Source organism: Burkholderia sp. APQ4-4ca, assembly GCF_057837105.1.
Genome location: NZ_JBYQCG010000113.1, coordinates 1 through 16,142, shown reverse-complemented (window position 1 = coordinate 16,142; position 16,142 = coordinate 1). Strand labels below are relative to the sequence as shown.

The following is a 16,142-nucleotide window of genomic DNA, read 5'->3' as shown; positions in this document are numbered from 1 at the left end:
TTTAGCGCCTGGACGCGGTTTGCGCCGGCGTCGGGCCGATGGCATCAGGTGGCAGGAAAGGCGGCGCGTGATGCGCCATCCCGTGCGGGCCGCATCGATCGGCCCCGGCAACCAGTGGCGCATGACGATTGCGTGGCGCTTCTGCGTGACGTATTCCTCTATCGCGAGTCGAGGGCATCGTCACCGACGTGGGACAGTGTCGCGGTGGCGCCGTCGCCATCCGGGAATTCGATGACGACGGGATGCGACTTGGCGGTGCGCGGCACATCATGGTCGAGCGTCACGATGCTGCCCTGGATAGGGGGGCGAATGGTGGGTACGCAGCAGGACGGAAGTGGGCATGGAAGGCACTCCGGAAAACGTCGGCTTGGGAGACGTGGGCCGGATTCTTGAGCCTACATCAAGGTGAGCGTTTGCAACGTCATGGCCGGCGGACGCCCGGATGTTCGGTGCCTGAGGCCGCACCCGAACCACCCTCCCCCCTCAAACATGCCCCTCATGCTCGATCGCCCCGCCATGCGCCGCCCGCGCCGCGACCCCCACCGGCATCCCTGATGCCTTGGCCGCCCGTTTCGCCCACATCGCCGTCAGAATCGGCACGAGAATCGCCGTCACGAGGCACGCGGTCGCGACGATCGCCGTTGCCGCCGGCACCATCGGTTTGAACTTCGGAATCATCTCGCCGATGATCGCCGGGTTCGCGACCGCGGCGCCGGCCGTCGACGACGCGGCCAGCCCCGCCGTGCCATTGCCGCCGCCCAGAAACTTGTCGGCAAGAATCAGCGGCACGCCCGTCACGACGATCACCGCGAGCCCGAGCGCGATGCCCGGCAGCCCGCTCTTCGCGATCACGTTGAGATCGATGCCGTTGCCCAGCGCGAAGCCGAAGAACGGAATCAGCGGATGGACGCAGCGCCCGAACAATTCGCGCAACGCCACGTCGAGATTGCCGAGCGTGAAGCCGATCAGGAACGGCAACACCGCGCCGACGAAAAGCCGCGTCTCGAACACCGCGACGCCGGCCGCGCCGAGAATCAGCATGCTGACGAGCGGCCCCGATTCGATCGACATCAACACGAACGCGCCGGCTTCTTCCTTGGTGCCGTACTGCTGCATCACGGCCGCATAGAGGCCGCCGTTGGTCATGTCCATCGACGTCGTGATCGCCAGTAGCGACAGGCCCGCGAGCAGGCCCGTGCGGATGCCGTCGTCGGGGATGAACCGCGCGGCGATCACCGTCGCGAGCCACGCGACCACGATCTTCGTCGCGAGCAGCGTGCCCGACTTGCGCAGCACGACGCCCGTCGCGCGCAGGTCGATCGTCGCGCCCATGCAGAAGAACCACACGGCGAGGATCGGCACCGTGCCCGCGATGAGGCCGTTGGTGAACGAGCCGAAGTACTTCCCGGCATTCGGTGCGAACGTATGCACGCATGCGCCCAGCAGCATCGGGACCAGCATGAGCCCTCCGGGAATGCGGTCGATGGCCTGTTTCAGCTTCACGTCTCCTCCGTGGACGTCGATGCGTCCCGTTGTCGAATGATGTCTGCTGACTGACTATAGGACATGATTCGGAACGGTGGTCCGTTTTTATGCGTTTCGATGGTAGTCGTATCATCCGGAAGCGGCCGGCATCGAAGCGACGAGTCGAAGCGACCACGGCCGCGCAGGATCGAGCGTGTGCCGGCCGCGAACCGGCAAACCGAAAAAACGATAAGGCGTAGAGGGCGAACGATGAAGACGAAAATGACGATGCGCATGGGCATCGCGATACTGGTGCTCGGCGTGAGCCTGGGCGCGAACGGCGCGCACGCGAAGAGCGCGGTCGATTGCGGGAAGCTCGACGCGGCCACGAGCGGCCCGGACGACAACTTCCGGCCGCCGGCGTTCGGCACGGTCATCGGCACGGGGCGCGCGTATTTCCATTCGGCGCCCGACGCGCAGTGCATCACGAAGCGGACCTTCATCGTCCCCGGCGATTCGGTGACCGTCTACAAGTCGCACGGGCACTGGTACAACATCATGTACGTGAACGGCAAGACTGGCGACGACTTCGAAGGATGGATCGAAGAGGGCCGCGTGCACCTCGGCGGTCAATACGGCGCGCAGTAGTCGCCGTCGGCGGCGCCGCTACACCGTCGCCGCGGCGAAATCGCGCGTCAGGTTCTCCGCGCGCATGGGTCGCTGATACAGGTAGCCCTGCGCGTACTGGATCCCGACCGCATGCAGCGCGCGATGCTGGGCCTCGGTCTCCACGCCTTCCGCGATGATCTTCAGGCCGTAGTGATGCGCGACGGCCGCGATCCCCTCGATCAGCTTCGCGCTGCCGGTATCCAGCTGCGAAACGAACTGGCGATCGATCTTCACGTAGTCGAACGGAAAGCGCGACAGCATGTCGAGATTGCTGTGATGCGTACCGAAATCGTCGATCGCGAACTTGGCGCCTTTGGATCGCAGCGCGTGGAAGATCTCGGTAGTGCGTGCGTTCTTCTCGAGCAGGATGCGCTCGGTGACTTCGAGCACCAGCGTGAAGCCTGGCGGTAGCGCACGGATCGCTTGCTCGGCGACGGCCACGAACTGCGTACGCTCGAGGTCCCGCGGTGCAATGTTCACGGCGATGCGCAGCGGCGCGGACGGTGTCAGCGCGGTCAGTTCGGACACCGCCGTGCGCAGCACGAATTCGGTGACCTTCGGCAGCAGCGTGCTCGATTCCACCTGCGGGATGAATACGGCCGGGCCGATGGGCCCCCACTTCGGATGGTGCCAGCGCAGCAGCGCTTCGACGCCGACCGTCCTGCGCGTCTGCACGTCGACGATCGGCTGGTACACGACATGGAACTCATTGCGCCTGAGCGCATGGCGCACGGCCTTCAGCAATAGCCGTCGCGGCGCCATCGCGAGCAGGTAGGCAGCCATCACGAGGCTATCGGCCAGCACCACGATCGTCGCGCAGATCAGCCGGTAGTGGCGCCGGACCTGTGACGCATAGCGCGCCGATGCGACGGCCGACACCGTGAACGGCCAACGCTGCGACGCGATCGTGCTGCCGCCCGCAGGGCGTGCGTCCGTTTCCGGCGTGAATTTCCCGTGTTGATCGAGGCGGCCCGAACCCGCGATCGACAGCGTGGCCGTTTCCGCTTCGTTACTGGTGCCGTGGGCGAGCGCGTCGGCCACGTAGTCGCCTTCGATCACATACAGGACGCCCGCCCCGCGCGCGGTGGCGCGGAATACGGACAGCACCGGAATGCCACGCTGGAACGGCGTCTGGCGCAGCAGCGTGACGGTCATCGCGCCAGGGGCGGGCTCGCGTGCATACGCGTCGAGCGGCAGGTCGATCGAACCGAGTGCCGACGAGCACATCAGGCGACCGTCGTTCACCAGCCCGACCGCACGCAGATAGCGCAGGCGAGTGCCCACTTCGGCCAGCGTCCGGAACACCGTCGTGCAGGGCCGCCCGACGAGTGCGGTCAGCTCGTCCGCGTGTCGAAGGCGCACGCCGTCCAGGATGCGGTCCACGGAAGCCACGATGTCGTTTGCCGCGACGCGCTCGTGCGTGGTGACGGCTTCGCGTGCGTAGCGGTCGGCCAGCACGATCGCGACCGCGGGCACGAGGACGCAGATGATCGCGGCGGCGAAAAGGATGGCGCGCGGCCGCGCGCCGCTGCGGTGGAAAAGGGGCGTCGAGCCCGGCGCGCGCGCCCGTGGTCCCGCGATTGCCTTTGGTGTTATACGCATGGATTGGCAAGTCGAACCGGTCGATGCGCCGACGGCGCGCATGCCGCATGCCTGATTCGGGCCATGCGGCTCGCGCGCCGGTTTCGGACGCCTATCGATTCGGCCGTCGCGCCGGGCATTGGCCCGAGCCCGTCGCGATCGGCCATTTATCTGGCAGCATTTCTCAATAACGTGTGCGCATTGCGCGTGTATATCGACGCAGCGTACCGAAAAAAGCCCCGGCCGCACAGTGTGTGCAGCCGGGACAAAAGACACCGTCTCTTGGCACGAGGATGGTGCGCGGCCAGTATAAGACGCGGCGCGCTATTGCGAAATATTGTTGTCTAAATATTGATGAGGTTTCGTGATTGTGTCTCGGAGAGAAACATTTTCATGTGACGCCGTTGTCGGCAGACTGCCGCCCGCGTGTCAAAACCGGAGCGTTGTGATGGAAGAAAATGGCGCACCCACGGTCATCGTGACCGATGGCGCCGCCGTGGCGGACGGCGGTTCGCTGTGGATTCGGATCTCGGTGGACGGCGCCGCCCGCGACTATTCGCTCGATCGGGCGCTTGCGTCGTGCGGTACGCCGCATTACGACAGCATTCGCGGCGCGCACGGCGTGTTGTCGGAAGGAGAACGACGGGAATTGCGGGGGCTGCTGGAGCGCATCGCCGACCCCGCGATGTGGGCCGGCATCGTCGGCGCCTTCATCCAGGTGCTGAAGCGCCCCGACGAGCCGTGAACGAGGCGGTGCCGGCGGCGAGTCAGAAATCGTTGCGCATCTTGTGGAGCAGGCCGTCGGGCGATTGGTGCGTGTCCACCGCGGTGAGGATATCGGTCACGAACCACGGCAGATTCAGGTGTGTGTCGGAATCGCCCACGCAGACGCGGATCGGCGGCGCGCTGGAGGGGGCGCGGGCGCCTTGCGCGGCCTCCCGCGACGGCACGCAATTTTTCGCGTATGCCGCCTGAGCCTGAACCGGCGCGGCGGCCCCGGAGGAAGCGCCGGCGAATGCCGGCACGGGCAGGCTGACGGCGGTAAACAGGGTCAGGGCAGCGGCAAGGGCGACGCGTTTCATGAGGGCTCTCCGACGATGTTCGTTCGACCATGCGAGCCGGCGTGAGTTCGTCGGCGCGAGACGCGTGTCATGTTCCCGAACCGGCCGCTTGGCCGCGTGCGACGCTGCCTGCGCTCCGACTGCCGGTCGCACCACTGCCGCGGCGGTTCACCACACGGGTGTCGTTCCGCGCATGTATATTGTCGCTGTGCATCGATTGGCCGGCGATCAGCGATATCACGCGGCTTCGTTTGCCGTCACCGTGTGCGCGCACTGCCAACCCGCCGGAGCGTGGTGCTCGCGGTGAAGCGCCAAGAGTAATTACAAGAACCAGAGAGCGTTCCGAGCCCCCATGAGCGATACCGAAGTCGTTTTCCAAATAACCGCGGATGACCTCGTCCATGCATACCGCCTGCATCTTTGGCGCAGGTACAACCCGAAATACCTGCTCAAGTCATTTGCGATCGGTACGATCGCGTACGTCGTCCTGCTCGTCGGCGGCGTTCGGGTAGCGAGCGGACATTTTCCGGAATGGCGCTATGTCTGGATGGCCGCGGGAATCGCGGCTGTCGTCGCGATCGGCGTGCCCATCCTGAATCATCTGATACTGCCGCGCGCAGGTCGCAAGATTTACGACCAGCAAAAGACGCTTCATCAGGTTTATACGGTCATTTTCCAAAGCGACCGGTTCATTGTGGAAACGCCGACTTCGCGCGACGAAATTCAGTATGCGGATCTCATTCACTGGAGCGAGGATCGTCAAATGATCCTGCTGTATCAATCATCGGTGATGTTCCGCGTGGTACCGACGCGCGTGCTGAACGACGGACAAGTGGCATTCCTTCATCAAGTTCTGCTTCAGAACGGCGTGCGCAAAGTCTAGCGGGCGTGGAGCCCATGACGAAGTCCGGACGGTCTGCGCCGTCCGGGTTTCAAGGTGTGCTTGCGGCGCGAAAGCCTCACGCGTCAGATCACTGATACCCGTAACACCGCTTGAGCCCCGCGTAGTCGTAGAAGTGGCTGCCCGCCGCGATCTTCGCGCCGTCGCACGCGGCCTGGAAATCGGTTTCGCGTTCGTTGTACAGCATCTTCACGATGAGCCGCGACCCGTTGCGATAGACATCCCACTGCATGTTCGCGGCCATCGGCGACACCTGGTCGCCGCGCCACGGGTTGTTCGCATACGTATACGTCTGCGCCTGCGGCGTCGGCACGAACACGTTCTTCAGGTTCATGATCGACGCGAACGGAATCACGATCTCCGCGTGCGTGAAGCGCAGCTTCGCGGCGTGCGTCAGGTCGCCGCGCGCGATCGCGTCGACTTCGCCGAAGAAATCGTCCTGCAGCACCTTTGCCATCCGGTAGGTCACCGGGTTGGCTTCCTGGATGCCGGGCCCCTTCTGGTAGTAGTCCTCGGCATCCTGCAGATACGCGAGGTACCGCGCCTGCTCGGCACCGATGTACTTCTCCATCGTGACGCCGCCGGTTTCCGCGGTCATCGCCGGCGCGACCTGCAGCAGGTTGTACAGCACGTTCACCGCATCGACGGCGGTCGCGATCTTCGTCTTGCCGTCGCCTTTCAGCGTGTTGGTGAACTTGCCGTCCGTCGACGTGAACGCATAGGTGCCGGTGTTCGAGAACGTGTAGCCGTCGGCGCCGAGCTTGGCGATGAAGGTCGGCGACACGAGCGCGGACAGCACCGTTTGCGCGACGTCGGCCGCCTGTGGCGCGGCCTTGATCGCCTTCAGCTTCGCGGCCACCGTCGCGTCGTTTGCATAGGTCTGGTACGCCTGGCTCGCCTGATAGGTCGCGTAGTACGGATCGCTCGTGTCGGTCACGAGATCGGTGGCCGGCTTCAGCGAATGGAAATACAGCAGGAAGCGGTTGGTGCCGGCCGGTTGCGCGACCGGTACGCTCGCCGGATAGCCGGCGGGCGCGGCCGGCAGCGTGATGGCCGGCGCGAGTGCCGGCTGCGCGGCAACCAGCGCCGCCGAGAAATACGTCGAGCTGTCGACCGCGCGATCCTGGCCCGAGTTGACGACGACCACCTGCCGGTTGCCCGTGGCGAACAGCGCGGGCAGCCGCTGCGCGAGACGCGCGGCGAGTTGCTGATGTTCGCGGATGCCGGTTTGCGTGAGGTTGCCGTACCCGGGTGTCGAGATGCCCTGCACGCCATAGCCGAGCAGCGCATTGGCCTTCATCATCGCGTACGTGTCGGCCTTGAGCTGCACGCCGAGCGGCGTCAGCGCGCCGTCGGCCTCGGCCTTGACCAGCATCGCATAGATCGCGCCGTCGTATTTGAAGCCCGACAGCCCGCGCGAGCCGTGACGGGCGACGAGTTCGGTATAGACGGGCGCGTAGCCGGCCGGCGGCGCTTCATACGTCGCGGCATCCTGCTGCGGGCGGTACGGCGTCTTCGTCTGGTAGTAGGTCGCGGGTGCCGGGGGCGGCGTGGGCTGCGGCTGCGGTTCGGGCGCCGTGCCGTTGTTGCCGGCCGACGCGGCGGGCGGTGTCGAATCTTCACCGCCGCAAGCGGCGAGCAACAGGCAGGTAATCGCGAGGGTGGCGGCGGTGCGGGGCGGGCGTGTCATCGTGGCGGGCAACGGACGGGACGAAGCGCTTGTGCGTCGTCCCGCCTCCGGGGGAATGTGGTCGAGCCCGGAAGTGTTGCAAGCGACTTTGACAGCAGAATGTCAGGGTGCGGTCGGGCAATCGTCGGATTGCCGCCGGATCTATGTCGACGGCCGGCCGTGGCCGGCCCGTGTGCCGACGTTCAGTGCAGCCCGGCGGATGCGATCGAGCGCACCGTATCGGTGATGTTCACGCAGCGCGACAGCCCGAAATGCTCGGCTTCACGGCGTTCCGGTTCGCTGCTCGCGATCCCGACCGCGCGCTTGCAGCGCGACATCGAACGGATGCCGATTCGATCCGGCGTCCTGTTGATTCGTATCCGTGACGACGACCGAGAAGCGGTCGAGGTTCGCGCGGCCGAACTGGCCTTCGAACATGTCGTTGAGCCGCGCGGCCGGCAGCGTCGTGACGAGACCGAGCCGATAGCCCTCTTCCGACGCGCGGTCGAGCCACTGGATGATTGCATCGCGCTGATGGCGCGATTCGCGCGAATCCGGGGTGGCTTCGATCTGCGCGAAGGCTGCGTCGAGACGGGTGACGATGGCTTCGATGACCACGGTGATTCCTTTTCAGAAACGTGATGATCCGTTCGCCGACGGGAATGCCACACACCTTAGCGTCGTTCCGGAAAACGCGACCAATTAATATTTTTATCCGACTCATACGATTCGACTAATGAATGAGGCGGCGAGCCAGAGCGGGCGGGGGATGCGTGTCGCGCGGCATGTCCCGCATGAATGGCGTCGTGTCGACGTCGTTCAACGTGATGCACCAGCGTGGCGCGCATTGTGAACGCATCGAGTATATGCATATAAAAAAACGGCATATCGAGCGATGCCCGCCCGATATGCCGCGTTGCGATGCTGGAAGCGAACCGGAGCGATCAATGCAGCTTGATCGACGGCTGGTTGCGGCTTTGCAGCCAATGGCTCAGCGACTGGAACAGCGCGCGCTTCATGCCGACCACGCTGAACAGGTGCTTGCGATACAGGAACTTGTACAGCCCGATCGCCGCGAGTCCGTCGACGATCAGCGAGCGCGAGCGCACGCCGATGTCCGCCTGATACACGGCGCCCGCATGCCCTAGCGACACGACGGTGCCCGCGTCGTGAAACGTGAAGCCGGCCACCGGCTTGCCGGCGATGCGGCGCGCGAATGCGTTGACCAGATACACGGCCTGCTGGTGCGCGACCTGCGCACGCGGCGGCAGGAACCCGCTTGCACCGGTCGACGGGCACGCCGCGCAGTCGCCGAACGCATACACGTGCGGATCGTCGGGCGTCTGCAGCGTGTCGGTCACGATCACCTGGTTCGACCGGTTGAGCGCGATGTCGCCGATGTCTCGCAGCATCGCGGGGCCCGCGACGCCGGCTGCCCAGATCGTGATGTCGCTCGCGAGTCGTTCGCCGGTCGCGGTCGTCACGGCGTCCGCGCCGACTTCCGCCACACGCGTATCGGTCAGCACGTCGACGTTCAGCGCACGCAGCTGCGCGTGCATCCTGCCGGACAGCCGTTCGTCGAGTGCCGGCAGGATGCGCGGGCCGCCTTCGATCAGCCGGATGTGGACGTCGCGCGCGGACACCAGCGCCTTGAAACGATACGTGGTCAGTTGCTGGATCGCGTGGCGTAGCGCGGCGGCCAGCTCGACGCCCGTCGCACCGGCGCCGATCACGTTGATGCAGATCGGTGCCGCGCGTCGCGCGGGCTGCTGCTCGGCAACGTGATTCGCCTTCGTGCAGGCGGCGAGGAACTTGCGGCGGAAGTCCTCGGCGTGGTCGAGGTTTTCGAGCGGCAGCGCATGACGCTCGGCGCCCGGCACGTTGAAGAAGTTCGTCACGCTGCCGACCGCCAGCACGAGATCGTCATAGTCGAGCGTGCGCTGCGGCAGTATTTCCGTGCCGTCTGCATCTTGCACCGCTTCGATCGTCGCCGTGCGCGCCGCGCGATCGACCCGCTGCAGCGCGCCTTGCACGAAGCGGAAGCCGTGGCGCTTCGCCTGCGCCGCGTATTCGATCGTGTGGGAGGCCGGATCGCGATGGCCCGATGCGGCTTCATGCAAGAGCGGCTTCCAGAAGTGCGTCGGATAGCGGTCGACGAGCACGACGTCGGCCTGTCCGCGGCGTCCGACCGTATCGCCGAGGCGTGTCGCGAGCTGCAGGCCGCCGGCGCCGCCGCCGACGATCACGATGCGCGGCACACGCGGTGCGCGTTCCGTTGCAAGGGTGGGCGTGATGTTGTCCATGTTGGGCTCCCGCTGAATGACGATTCGGATGACATTGCTCAAGAACCGACGATATAGTTTCGTACCCAGTCGAACAATTTAATGTTTATAAGCGACTCATATGTATTCACTTATAGGAAAGACCGCGACGTTCAAGCAGTTGAAGGCGCTGGACATGATCGCGCGGCTCGGCAGCGTGTCGCGCGCGGCGGAGGAGCTGAACCTGACGCAGCCGGCCGTGTCGCTGCAGGTTCGCCTGCTCGAGGAGGCCGTGGGCGCCGCGTTGCTGCAGCGGGTGGGGCGTGGCGTGCAGCTGACCGCGGCCGGCGAGATCGTGGCGCGCTACGCGCGCGAGATCCTGCATCTGTGGAGCGAGGCCGGCGACGAAGTGGCCGCGCTGACGGGCGATCTCGGCGGCACGCTGCGGATCGGCGCGATCACGACGGCCGAATATCTGATCCCGCCGCTGCTGGTCAAATTCACCGCGACGCGTCCGCACGTGAAGACGTATTTCAAGGTCGGCAACCGCGACGACATCATTCGCATGCTCGCGACGCATGAAATCGATCTCGCGGTGATGGGCAGCGCGCCGAAGGAGCTGCGCACGCACGCGGTCGAGTTCGCGAAGCATCCGATGGTGTTCGTCGCGGCGCCCGGCCATCCGCTGATGCAGCGCAAGCGCGTCGCGCTGAAGGATCTCGAATCCGCGCACCTGCTCGTGCGCGAGCGCGGTGCGGGTACGCGCTCGACCGTCGAGAGCCTGTTCAAGAACGCGGGCTACCGCTTTCATGTGGGCTCCGAACTGTCGAGCAACGAGGCGATCAAGCAGATGGCCGAAGCGGGCCTCGGCGTTGCGTTCCTGTCGTTGCACGCGTGTGCGCTCGAACTGCGCACCGGGCTGCTCGGGCAACTGCCGTTTCCCGGCAACCCGATCGAGCGCGAATGGTATGTCGTCACGCTCGCCGACCGGCGGATCTCGCAGGTGACTGGGCTGTTCCGCGACTTCCTGATCAAGCAGGGCGCGCCGGTGATCGACGGCGCGACGGTGGCCTCGCACGAGCGGCGACGCAAATAGGTGGGGGTGTCGACCGTGCGGTCAGACGAGCCCGAAGTCGTCGTTGCTGTCGGGAATCGACGCGAGCAGCCGTTCGAGCCGGTACCAGCCGACGACGCGCAGGCACCACGCGGCGATGGCGGTGTGGCCGGTGCGGGAATCGGGGCTGGATGAAGGGCGCGCGGAAGACGGCGAACGCGCGACGAACGCCGCGCGTTGCGGGCAGTAATGGGGCATGACGGCGCTCCGTAGGTGTCGGATGAGCTGATCGTAAGCGGTGCGGCGCCCGCCGGCGCGCACGCAAGGATCGTCCCGAGCAGAAACGGATGATCTTTTTCTGCTTGATTCGCCGGCGGCCGAGCAGGGCCGGCACGCCGGCCCGAAACGCGTCACAATGCGCGTTCGGCACCCGATCTGGTGGAGACCATCAATGAGCGATCCGATTCTTGCCGCGCCGACGGACAACGGCGTCCCCGTCAGCCTGCGCTCCAGCCGCGGGCTCGGCTGGCGCGGCTTCGGCGCGTCGCTGCTGGAAATTCGCGCGGGCACGTACCGGATTCCGGCAGCCGCGCATCACCGGATCGGCGTGCATATCGGTGCGCCGGTGCGCGCGGATTGCGTGTGCGACGGCGAGCGCGTGTCGCGCATCCAGGCGCACGGCGACGTCGACGTGATTCCGGCCGGCCTGCCCGGCCAATGGACCGACAGCGCAGATTGCCGGATCCTGCACATCGCGCTCAGCGACACGTTCGTGCGACGCACCGTCGAACAGCTCGAACTGAAGCCGTCGCATGCGCAAATCCGCCGGCGGCTGCAGGTGCGCGACCCGCGGCTGCAGCACATCGCGTGGGCGATGGCCGCCGAACTCGAAGCGGAAGACGCATCGGATCCGCTCTACGCGGAAAGCCTGTGCACGGCGCTCGTCGCGCGGCTGGTCGACGGCCAGCCGGCGTTTCGCGAACGCCGGCGCACGCTGGCGCCGAAGGCCGCGGCGCGCGTGATCGACTATGTCGAGGCGAATCTCGACCGGCGCATGACGCTGGCCGAACTGGCGGCGCTCGTGTCGATCAGCGTGCCGCATTTCAAGGTGCTGTTCCGCGAAACGCTCGGGATGCCCGTGCACCAGTACGTCGTGCGGCGCCGGGTGGAGCGCGCGAAGGCGCTGCTGCTCGAAGGCCGGCTCAGCATCAGCCAGATCGCGCTGGAAGCCGGGTTTGCGCATCAGAGCCACATGGCGAACTGGATGAACCGCTTGCTGGGCGCGACGCCGACGGAGATTGCGCGGTCGGGCGCGCGGGGCGGGTTGCGGCTGGCTTATGACGGTGAGGATGGCGGGAGAGACGCATAACGCAACAGCGGTGCACGGGCGTTGCATTTGAGCCGAGGGTAATTGTTCAACAGGTTGTTGGACAATTACTGCATTCACCTTCTCCGGTTTTGACGCGCTTGCATCGGAGCCCCCCGCATGGCTACGGCCGCTCAACGCGTCATCCTTTCCTGCTCGATTCATCCCTCCGTGAGCGCCTTCGCGGCCGCGCATGCCGACAATCACAACACTTTCATCCATCAGGAGCGAATCGTGTTCGTGATCTTCGGCGCATCCGGCAACGTCGGCCTGTCCACCGTGACAGCCTTGCGCAACGCAGGCCATTCCGTGCGCGCGGTGCTGCGCGACGCACGTCATCGTGAACGTTTCGTGCAGCTCGGCTGCGATGTCGCGATCGCGGGCCTGGCGGACGCGAACGCGATCGCCGCGGCGATCGACGGGGCGCAGGCCGTGCAGCTACTGTGCCCGGCTCCGGCCGTCGATCCCGATCCGGCCGCGACGATGACGAGAACGATCGATGCAGCGACCGCCGCGCTCGCCGCGAATCCGCCGCCGGCATTGCTTGCGTTGTCGGACTACGGCGCGGAGCTCGAAGGCAATACGGGTATCACGCGTCTGTTCCGCGACTTCGAGGCACGTCTGAAGACGATCCCGACGCAGTTGACGCTGCTACGCTCAGCCGAGCATCTGCAGAACTGGGCGCGCGCGTTGCCGGTCGCGCTCGGCACGGGCGTGCTGCCGAGCTTCCACCACCCGGTCGGCAAGGTATTTCCGACGGTCTGGGCGCCCGACGTGGGCGTCGTCGCGGCGAGGCTGCTGCTCGATGCACCGGAAGGCGGAAGCGGGCCGCGCATCGTCAGCGTCGAAGGGCCGCGGCGGGTGAGCGTGACGGCGATCGCGGATACGTTGGGCGCCGTGGCGCGCCGCGCGATCGTCGCGCACGCGTTGCCGCGCGATACGTGGAGCGCGACGCTCCTGCGTGCCGGGCTCAGCGAACGTCATGCACAGCTGATCGTCGATCTGTACGACGTGCACAACGCTGGGCGCATCGATGTGGAAGCCGACGTGTCGGAGCGGGTGTACGGGACGACGACGCTGGAGGAAGCGCTTGCCGTGCTGGTGCGCGCGCATGCGGCGCGGGCGTGCAGCGGGTAACCGGCATCTGGTGTCCATATCGACGGACCGGGATTGGCAAGTTGCGAAACCCGGCCCGGACGTGAGGGAGCACTTCAATCGTGCCCGACACATCGGCGTTTCAACCACATGCGTCCGGGAGGCTCGAAATATGTACCGAACCGCACAAGTCCGGCTTTTTTCAGATGGCACGTCATTTCAAAACTCACCAGCACGCCGGGATCGTCGTTTTCGAGGATGGCGACGTCGATGGAGCGGATACGAGGCTCATATTTCACGAGCGTCGCCTCCATCTGCTGCTTGAGCATGTGGGCTGACGCGGGTAGCGCCTTGTAGATGTTCGTCAGATCCGGCAGACCATAGTCCGGCAGATGTTTCAGCGCACCGGCTCGCGTGTTCAGGATGCGCTGCACATTCTGCTGGACGCTCATGCACTCGAGTGTCCGGTCGTCGTAAGCATCGAGCGGCTCACCGCCGATCTGGCCGAGCAGCATGTCGTGGAGAGAGGGACGCGCCTGCATGATCCTGGCCTCCGGTTACGGGGTCGCGCGGGTCGGCTTCGTCGCGCCCGCCACGACGTTGCTTCGGTCGATGAAATCGATCGTCACGCTCGCTTCGGCCGAGCTCGACAACACGATCCTTTCCGGCGCGGCCCCGGCCGCCATGCGCGCAAGCAGTTCACGCGACACGTTCGGCAAAATCCGCTGGTTGAGGAACGCATCGACGTTGCGCGCGCCGGACTCGCGCGCGAGGCAAAGCTCGGCCATCGCGTCGATCAATGATGCGTCGCACGCCAGCTCGACGTCGTGTTGCCGGCGCAGGCGGTCGGCGACCTTCGACAGCTTGAGCCGCACGATCGACGCGAGTGCGGCGGCATCGAGCGGCCGATAGACCAGCGACTGGAAGCGCGCGAGCAGCGCGGGCTGGAAGTGCGCCACGAGCTGCGGGTGGATCGATTCGAGCAACGCCGCCTGGGAAACCCGCGGATCGTCGGCGGTCATCTCGTCGATTCGTGCGCTGCCGAGATTGGACGTCATCAGAATCACGCAATTGCGGAAGTCGATCTCGCGTCCTTCCCCGTCGCGCATCATGCCGCGGTCGAACACCTGATAGAACATGTCGAGCACGTCGCGGTGGGCTTTTTCGACTTCATCGAGCAGCACGACGCCGTACGGCCGCTGCCGCACGGCTTCGGTCAGGATGCCGCCGCGTCCGTAGCCGACATAGCCCGGTGGCGAGCCTTTCAGTTGCGACACCGTGTGTGCTTCCTGATATTCCGACATGTTGATCGTCGTGAGGGCGGCCTCGCCGCCGAACAGCAGGTCGGCCAGGGCCAGCGCCGTTTCGGTCTTGCCGACGCCCGATGGCCCAGCGAGCAGAAAGACGCCGAGTGGCGCATGTTCATTCTTGAGGCCTGCCTTCGCGGTGCGCAGGCTCTCCGCGAGCGCAGCCAGCGCATCGTCTTGCGCGACCACGCGCGCGGCCAGTTGCTGCTCGAGATTCAGCAGGCTCAGCAGTTCGTCTTCGACGAGGTTGCCGACCGGCACACCCGTCCATTCCGCAACGACACGTGCGACGGCCGCTGCATCGACGTCGACCGAGATCAGCGGTGCGTTGCCTTGCCGGTCGGCGAGTAAGCGTCTGATGTCATCGAGCTGGCTGCGGCTGGACGCCGAGCCGCCTTCGGCGACCTCCGCTCGACGCTGGTGAACGAGGCGGACCAGCTCGCGTTCGCCGACATGGCGCGCCTGCAGGCCGGTCAGGATGTTCCGCGCCTCGGAAAGCGCGTGCTCCAGCGTCACGCGCCGGGGCGCGACGTCATCGATACCAGCCTGCGCGTCCGCGTCGAGCGTCGCCAGTTCGAGTTCGAGGGCGGAGACGGCGGCGCGTGCGCGTTGCAGTTCAGGGGGCGGCGATTCGAGCCCCATGCGCACCCGCGCGGCAGCGGTATCGATCAGGTCGACTGCCTTGTCCGGCAGTTGCCTTGCGGGAATATAGCGTCGAGAGAGTTTCACTGCCGCGACCAGCGCATCGTCCCGAATGTGCACGTTGTGATATTCCGCATAGCGGTTCTTCAGGCCGCGCAACATCAGGCATGCCGCATCGTCGTCGGGTTCGCCGACCTTGATGATCTGGAAGCGGCGCTCGAGCGCGGCGTCGCGCTCGAAGAATTGCTTGTACTCCGACCATGTCGTCGCCGCGATCGTACGCAGTTCGCCGCGGGCGAGCGCCGGTTTGAGCAGGTTCGCGGCGTCGGCGCCGCCGGCGGCATTGCCCGCGCCGATCAATGTGTGCGCTTCGTCGATGAAGAGCAGGATCGGCTCCGGTGAAGACTGAACCTCGTCGATGACGTTCTTCAAGCGTTGCTCGAATTCCCCTTTCACGCCGGCGCCGGCCTGCAACAGGCCCAGATCGAGTGTCAGGATGCGCACGTCGCGAATCACGTTCGGGACGCTTGCCTCGGCGACGCGCAGCGCGAGGCCTTCGACGAGCGCGGTTTTGCCGACGCCCGGTTCGCCGACGAGGATCGGATTGTTCTTGCGCCGACGCGCGAGCACGTCGACCATTTGCTGGATTTCGCGATCGCGGCCGAATACCGGATCGATCTCGCCGCGTCGAGCTTTGTCTGTCAGATCGATCGCGAAGCGGGAGAGGGCACCACCGTCCGTGGTTCGGCGGGGCGTGTGCGTTGCTGCCGCGACGGGGGCGGCCGATTCCGGCGTCTGATCGACGGCGGGGCCGATCGGGTGATCCTCTGCTTCGGCTTCGATATTTTCTGGTCGCGTGCTCTCGCATGAACGATGAGCAAGGCGCGGCAGGACGCGCCGGATCTGCGTGCTGCTGACGGACAGCAGAGGCCACGCGTTTTGCGCGCGCAGTACGTGGGGCCTATTGACGATCGCCTGCAGCAGGTCGCCGGACCGGATGGTCGCGTCGTCCGTCTCGGACGCGGCGTGCACCCATGCGTCCTGCAGTACGGTCGCCAGTTGCGGAGACAAC

15 protein-coding genes and 1 pseudogene are annotated in these 16,142 nt (G+C 65.9%); 6 read left to right on the top strand and 10 right to left on the bottom strand.

Annotation, left to right across the window (positions count from 1 at the left end):
• Nucleotides 1-158: 158 nt before the first annotated feature.
• Nucleotides 159-284: a hypothetical protein gene (locus AC3IFE_RS14465; protein WP_489190906.1), complete on the bottom strand. Its 126-nt coding sequence runs from the start codon at nt 282-284 to the stop codon at nt 159-161.
• A gap of 199 nt (nt 285-483) precedes the next feature.
• On the bottom strand, nt 484-1,503 hold the full coding sequence (kdgT, locus tag AC3IFE_RS14460; RefSeq protein WP_301737483.1) for a 2-keto-3-deoxygluconate transporter: 1,020 nt from the start codon (nt 1,501-1,503) through the stop codon (nt 484-486).
• Between the two features lie 231 nt (nt 1,504-1,734).
• Here kdgT and AC3IFE_RS14455 point away from each other — a divergent pair, with 231 nt between their 5' ends.
• Nucleotides 1,735-2,112: an SH3 domain-containing protein gene (locus AC3IFE_RS14455; RefSeq protein ID WP_489190905.1), complete on the top strand. Its 378-nt coding sequence runs from the start codon at nt 1,735-1,737 to the stop codon at nt 2,110-2,112.
• Nucleotides 2,113-2,130: 18 nt separating this feature from the next.
• Here AC3IFE_RS14455 and AC3IFE_RS14450 read toward each other — a convergent pair whose 3' ends face one another.
• Nucleotides 2,131-3,735 (bottom strand): EAL domain-containing protein, encoded by a 1,605-nt coding sequence (locus AC3IFE_RS14450; RefSeq protein WP_489190904.1) that lies wholly within the window; start codon nt 3,733-3,735, stop codon nt 2,131-2,133.
• A 427-nt stretch (nt 3,736-4,162) separates the two neighbouring features.
• Here AC3IFE_RS14450 and AC3IFE_RS14445 point away from each other — a divergent pair, with 427 nt between their 5' ends.
• Nucleotides 4,163-4,459 carry a hypothetical protein gene (locus tag AC3IFE_RS14445; RefSeq protein ID WP_089468893.1) on the top strand — a complete coding sequence of 99 codons (297 nt, stop codon included), beginning with the start codon at nt 4,163-4,165 and terminating at the stop codon, nt 4,457-4,459.
• Between the two features lie 22 nt (nt 4,460-4,481).
• On the opposite strand, the gene AC3IFE_RS14440 is transcribed toward AC3IFE_RS14445, so the two are convergent.
• Entirely contained in the window at nt 4,482-4,796 is a 315-nt protein-coding gene (locus AC3IFE_RS14440) for a hypothetical protein (protein WP_089468894.1), read from the bottom strand.
• Between the two features lie 331 nt (nt 4,797-5,127).
• Between AC3IFE_RS14440 and AC3IFE_RS14435 the strand changes: the two genes are divergently transcribed.
• Nucleotides 5,128-5,658, top strand: coding sequence for a YcxB family protein (locus AC3IFE_RS14435; protein ID WP_489190903.1), 531 nt, complete (start codon nt 5,128-5,130; stop codon nt 5,656-5,658).
• Between the two features lie 88 nt (nt 5,659-5,746).
• Here AC3IFE_RS14435 and AC3IFE_RS14430 read toward each other — a convergent pair whose 3' ends face one another.
• From AC3IFE_RS14430 to AC3IFE_RS14420, 3 genes and pseudogenes are all read right to left on the bottom strand, one after another.
• Complete coding sequence (locus AC3IFE_RS14430) at nt 5,747-7,366, bottom strand: histidine-type phosphatase (protein WP_489190902.1); 1,620 nt, start codon at nt 7,364-7,366, stop codon at nt 5,747-5,749.
• Nucleotides 7,367-7,548: 182 nt separating this feature from the next.
• Nucleotides 7,549-7,963 (bottom strand): annotated as a pseudogene (locus AC3IFE_RS14425) (phosphatase).
• A 326-nt stretch (nt 7,964-8,289) separates the two neighbouring features.
• Complete coding sequence (locus AC3IFE_RS14420; protein WP_489190901.1) at nt 8,290-9,648, bottom strand: NAD(P)/FAD-dependent oxidoreductase; 1,359 nt, start codon at nt 9,646-9,648, stop codon at nt 8,290-8,292.
• 100 nt (nt 9,649-9,748) lie between these two features.
• On the opposite strand from AC3IFE_RS14420, the gene AC3IFE_RS14415 reads away from it, so the two are divergent.
• Nucleotides 9,749-10,702, top strand: a complete 954-nt coding sequence (locus AC3IFE_RS14415; protein ID WP_089468899.1) for a LysR family transcriptional regulator — start codon at nt 9,749-9,751, stop codon at nt 10,700-10,702.
• Nucleotides 10,703-10,723: 21 nt separating this feature from the next.
• Here the strand turns inward: AC3IFE_RS14415 and AC3IFE_RS14410 are convergent, their stop codons facing one another.
• Nucleotides 10,724-10,918, bottom strand: a complete 195-nt coding sequence (locus AC3IFE_RS14410; RefSeq protein ID WP_089468900.1) for a hypothetical protein — start codon at nt 10,916-10,918, stop codon at nt 10,724-10,726.
• A gap of 193 nt (nt 10,919-11,111) precedes the next feature.
• Between AC3IFE_RS14410 and AC3IFE_RS14405 the strand changes: the two genes are divergently transcribed.
• Complete coding sequence (locus tag AC3IFE_RS14405; RefSeq protein WP_301737489.1) at nt 11,112-12,029, top strand: AraC family transcriptional regulator; 918 nt, start codon at nt 11,112-11,114, stop codon at nt 12,027-12,029.
• Nucleotides 12,030-12,260: 231 nt separating this feature from the next.
• Nucleotides 12,261-13,163, top strand: coding sequence for an NAD(P)H-binding protein (locus tag AC3IFE_RS14400; protein WP_301737715.1), 903 nt, complete (start codon nt 12,261-12,263; stop codon nt 13,161-13,163).
• Nucleotides 13,164-13,237: 74 nt separating this feature from the next.
• Here AC3IFE_RS14400 and tssE read toward each other — a convergent pair whose 3' ends face one another.
• Nucleotides 13,238-13,663 (bottom strand): type VI secretion system baseplate subunit TssE, encoded by a 426-nt coding sequence (tssE, locus tag AC3IFE_RS14395; protein ID WP_089468902.1) that lies wholly within the window; start codon nt 13,661-13,663, stop codon nt 13,238-13,240.
• 15 nt (nt 13,664-13,678) lie between these two features.
• On the bottom strand, nt 13,679-16,142 hold a 2,464-nt coding region (tssH, locus tag AC3IFE_RS14390; RefSeq protein ID WP_489190900.1), incomplete at its 5' end, for a type VI secretion system ATPase TssH.

What these genes read in the sequence shown, in the direction of transcription:
- AC3IFE_RS14410 (WP_089468900.1), bottom strand. Translation starts at nt 10,918, where the DNA reads ATGCCCCATTACTGCCCGCAACGCGCGGCGTTCGTCGCGCGTTCGCCG.
- AC3IFE_RS14455 (WP_489190905.1), top strand. Translation starts at nt 1,735, where the DNA reads ATGAAGACGAAAATGACGATGCGCATGGGCATCGCGATACTGGTGCTC.
- AC3IFE_RS14420 (WP_489190901.1), bottom strand. Translation starts at nt 9,648, where the DNA reads ATGGACAACATCACGCCCACCCTTGCAACGGAACGCGCACCGCGTGTG.
- AC3IFE_RS14445 (WP_089468893.1), top strand. Translation starts at nt 4,163, where the DNA reads ATGGAAGAAAATGGCGCACCCACGGTCATCGTGACCGATGGCGCCGCC.
- AC3IFE_RS14430 (WP_489190902.1), bottom strand. Translation starts at nt 7,366, where the DNA reads ATGACACGCCCGCCCCGCACCGCCGCCACCCTCGCGATTACCTGCCTG.
- AC3IFE_RS14415 (WP_089468899.1), top strand. Translation starts at nt 9,749, where the DNA reads ATGTATTCACTTATAGGAAAGACCGCGACGTTCAAGCAGTTGAAGGCG.
- AC3IFE_RS14440 (WP_089468894.1), bottom strand. Translation starts at nt 4,796, where the DNA reads ATGAAACGCGTCGCCCTTGCCGCTGCCCTGACCCTGTTTACCGCCGTC.
- AC3IFE_RS14405 (WP_301737489.1), top strand. Translation starts at nt 11,112, where the DNA reads ATGAGCGATCCGATTCTTGCCGCGCCGACGGACAACGGCGTCCCCGTC.
- AC3IFE_RS14450 (WP_489190904.1), bottom strand. Translation starts at nt 3,735, where the DNA reads ATGCGTATAACACCAAAGGCAATCGCGGGACCACGGGCGCGCGCGCCG.
- AC3IFE_RS14435 (WP_489190903.1), top strand. Translation starts at nt 5,128, where the DNA reads ATGAGCGATACCGAAGTCGTTTTCCAAATAACCGCGGATGACCTCGTC.
- tssE (WP_089468902.1), bottom strand. Translation starts at nt 13,663, where the DNA reads ATGCAGGCGCGTCCCTCTCTCCACGACATGCTGCTCGGCCAGATCGGC.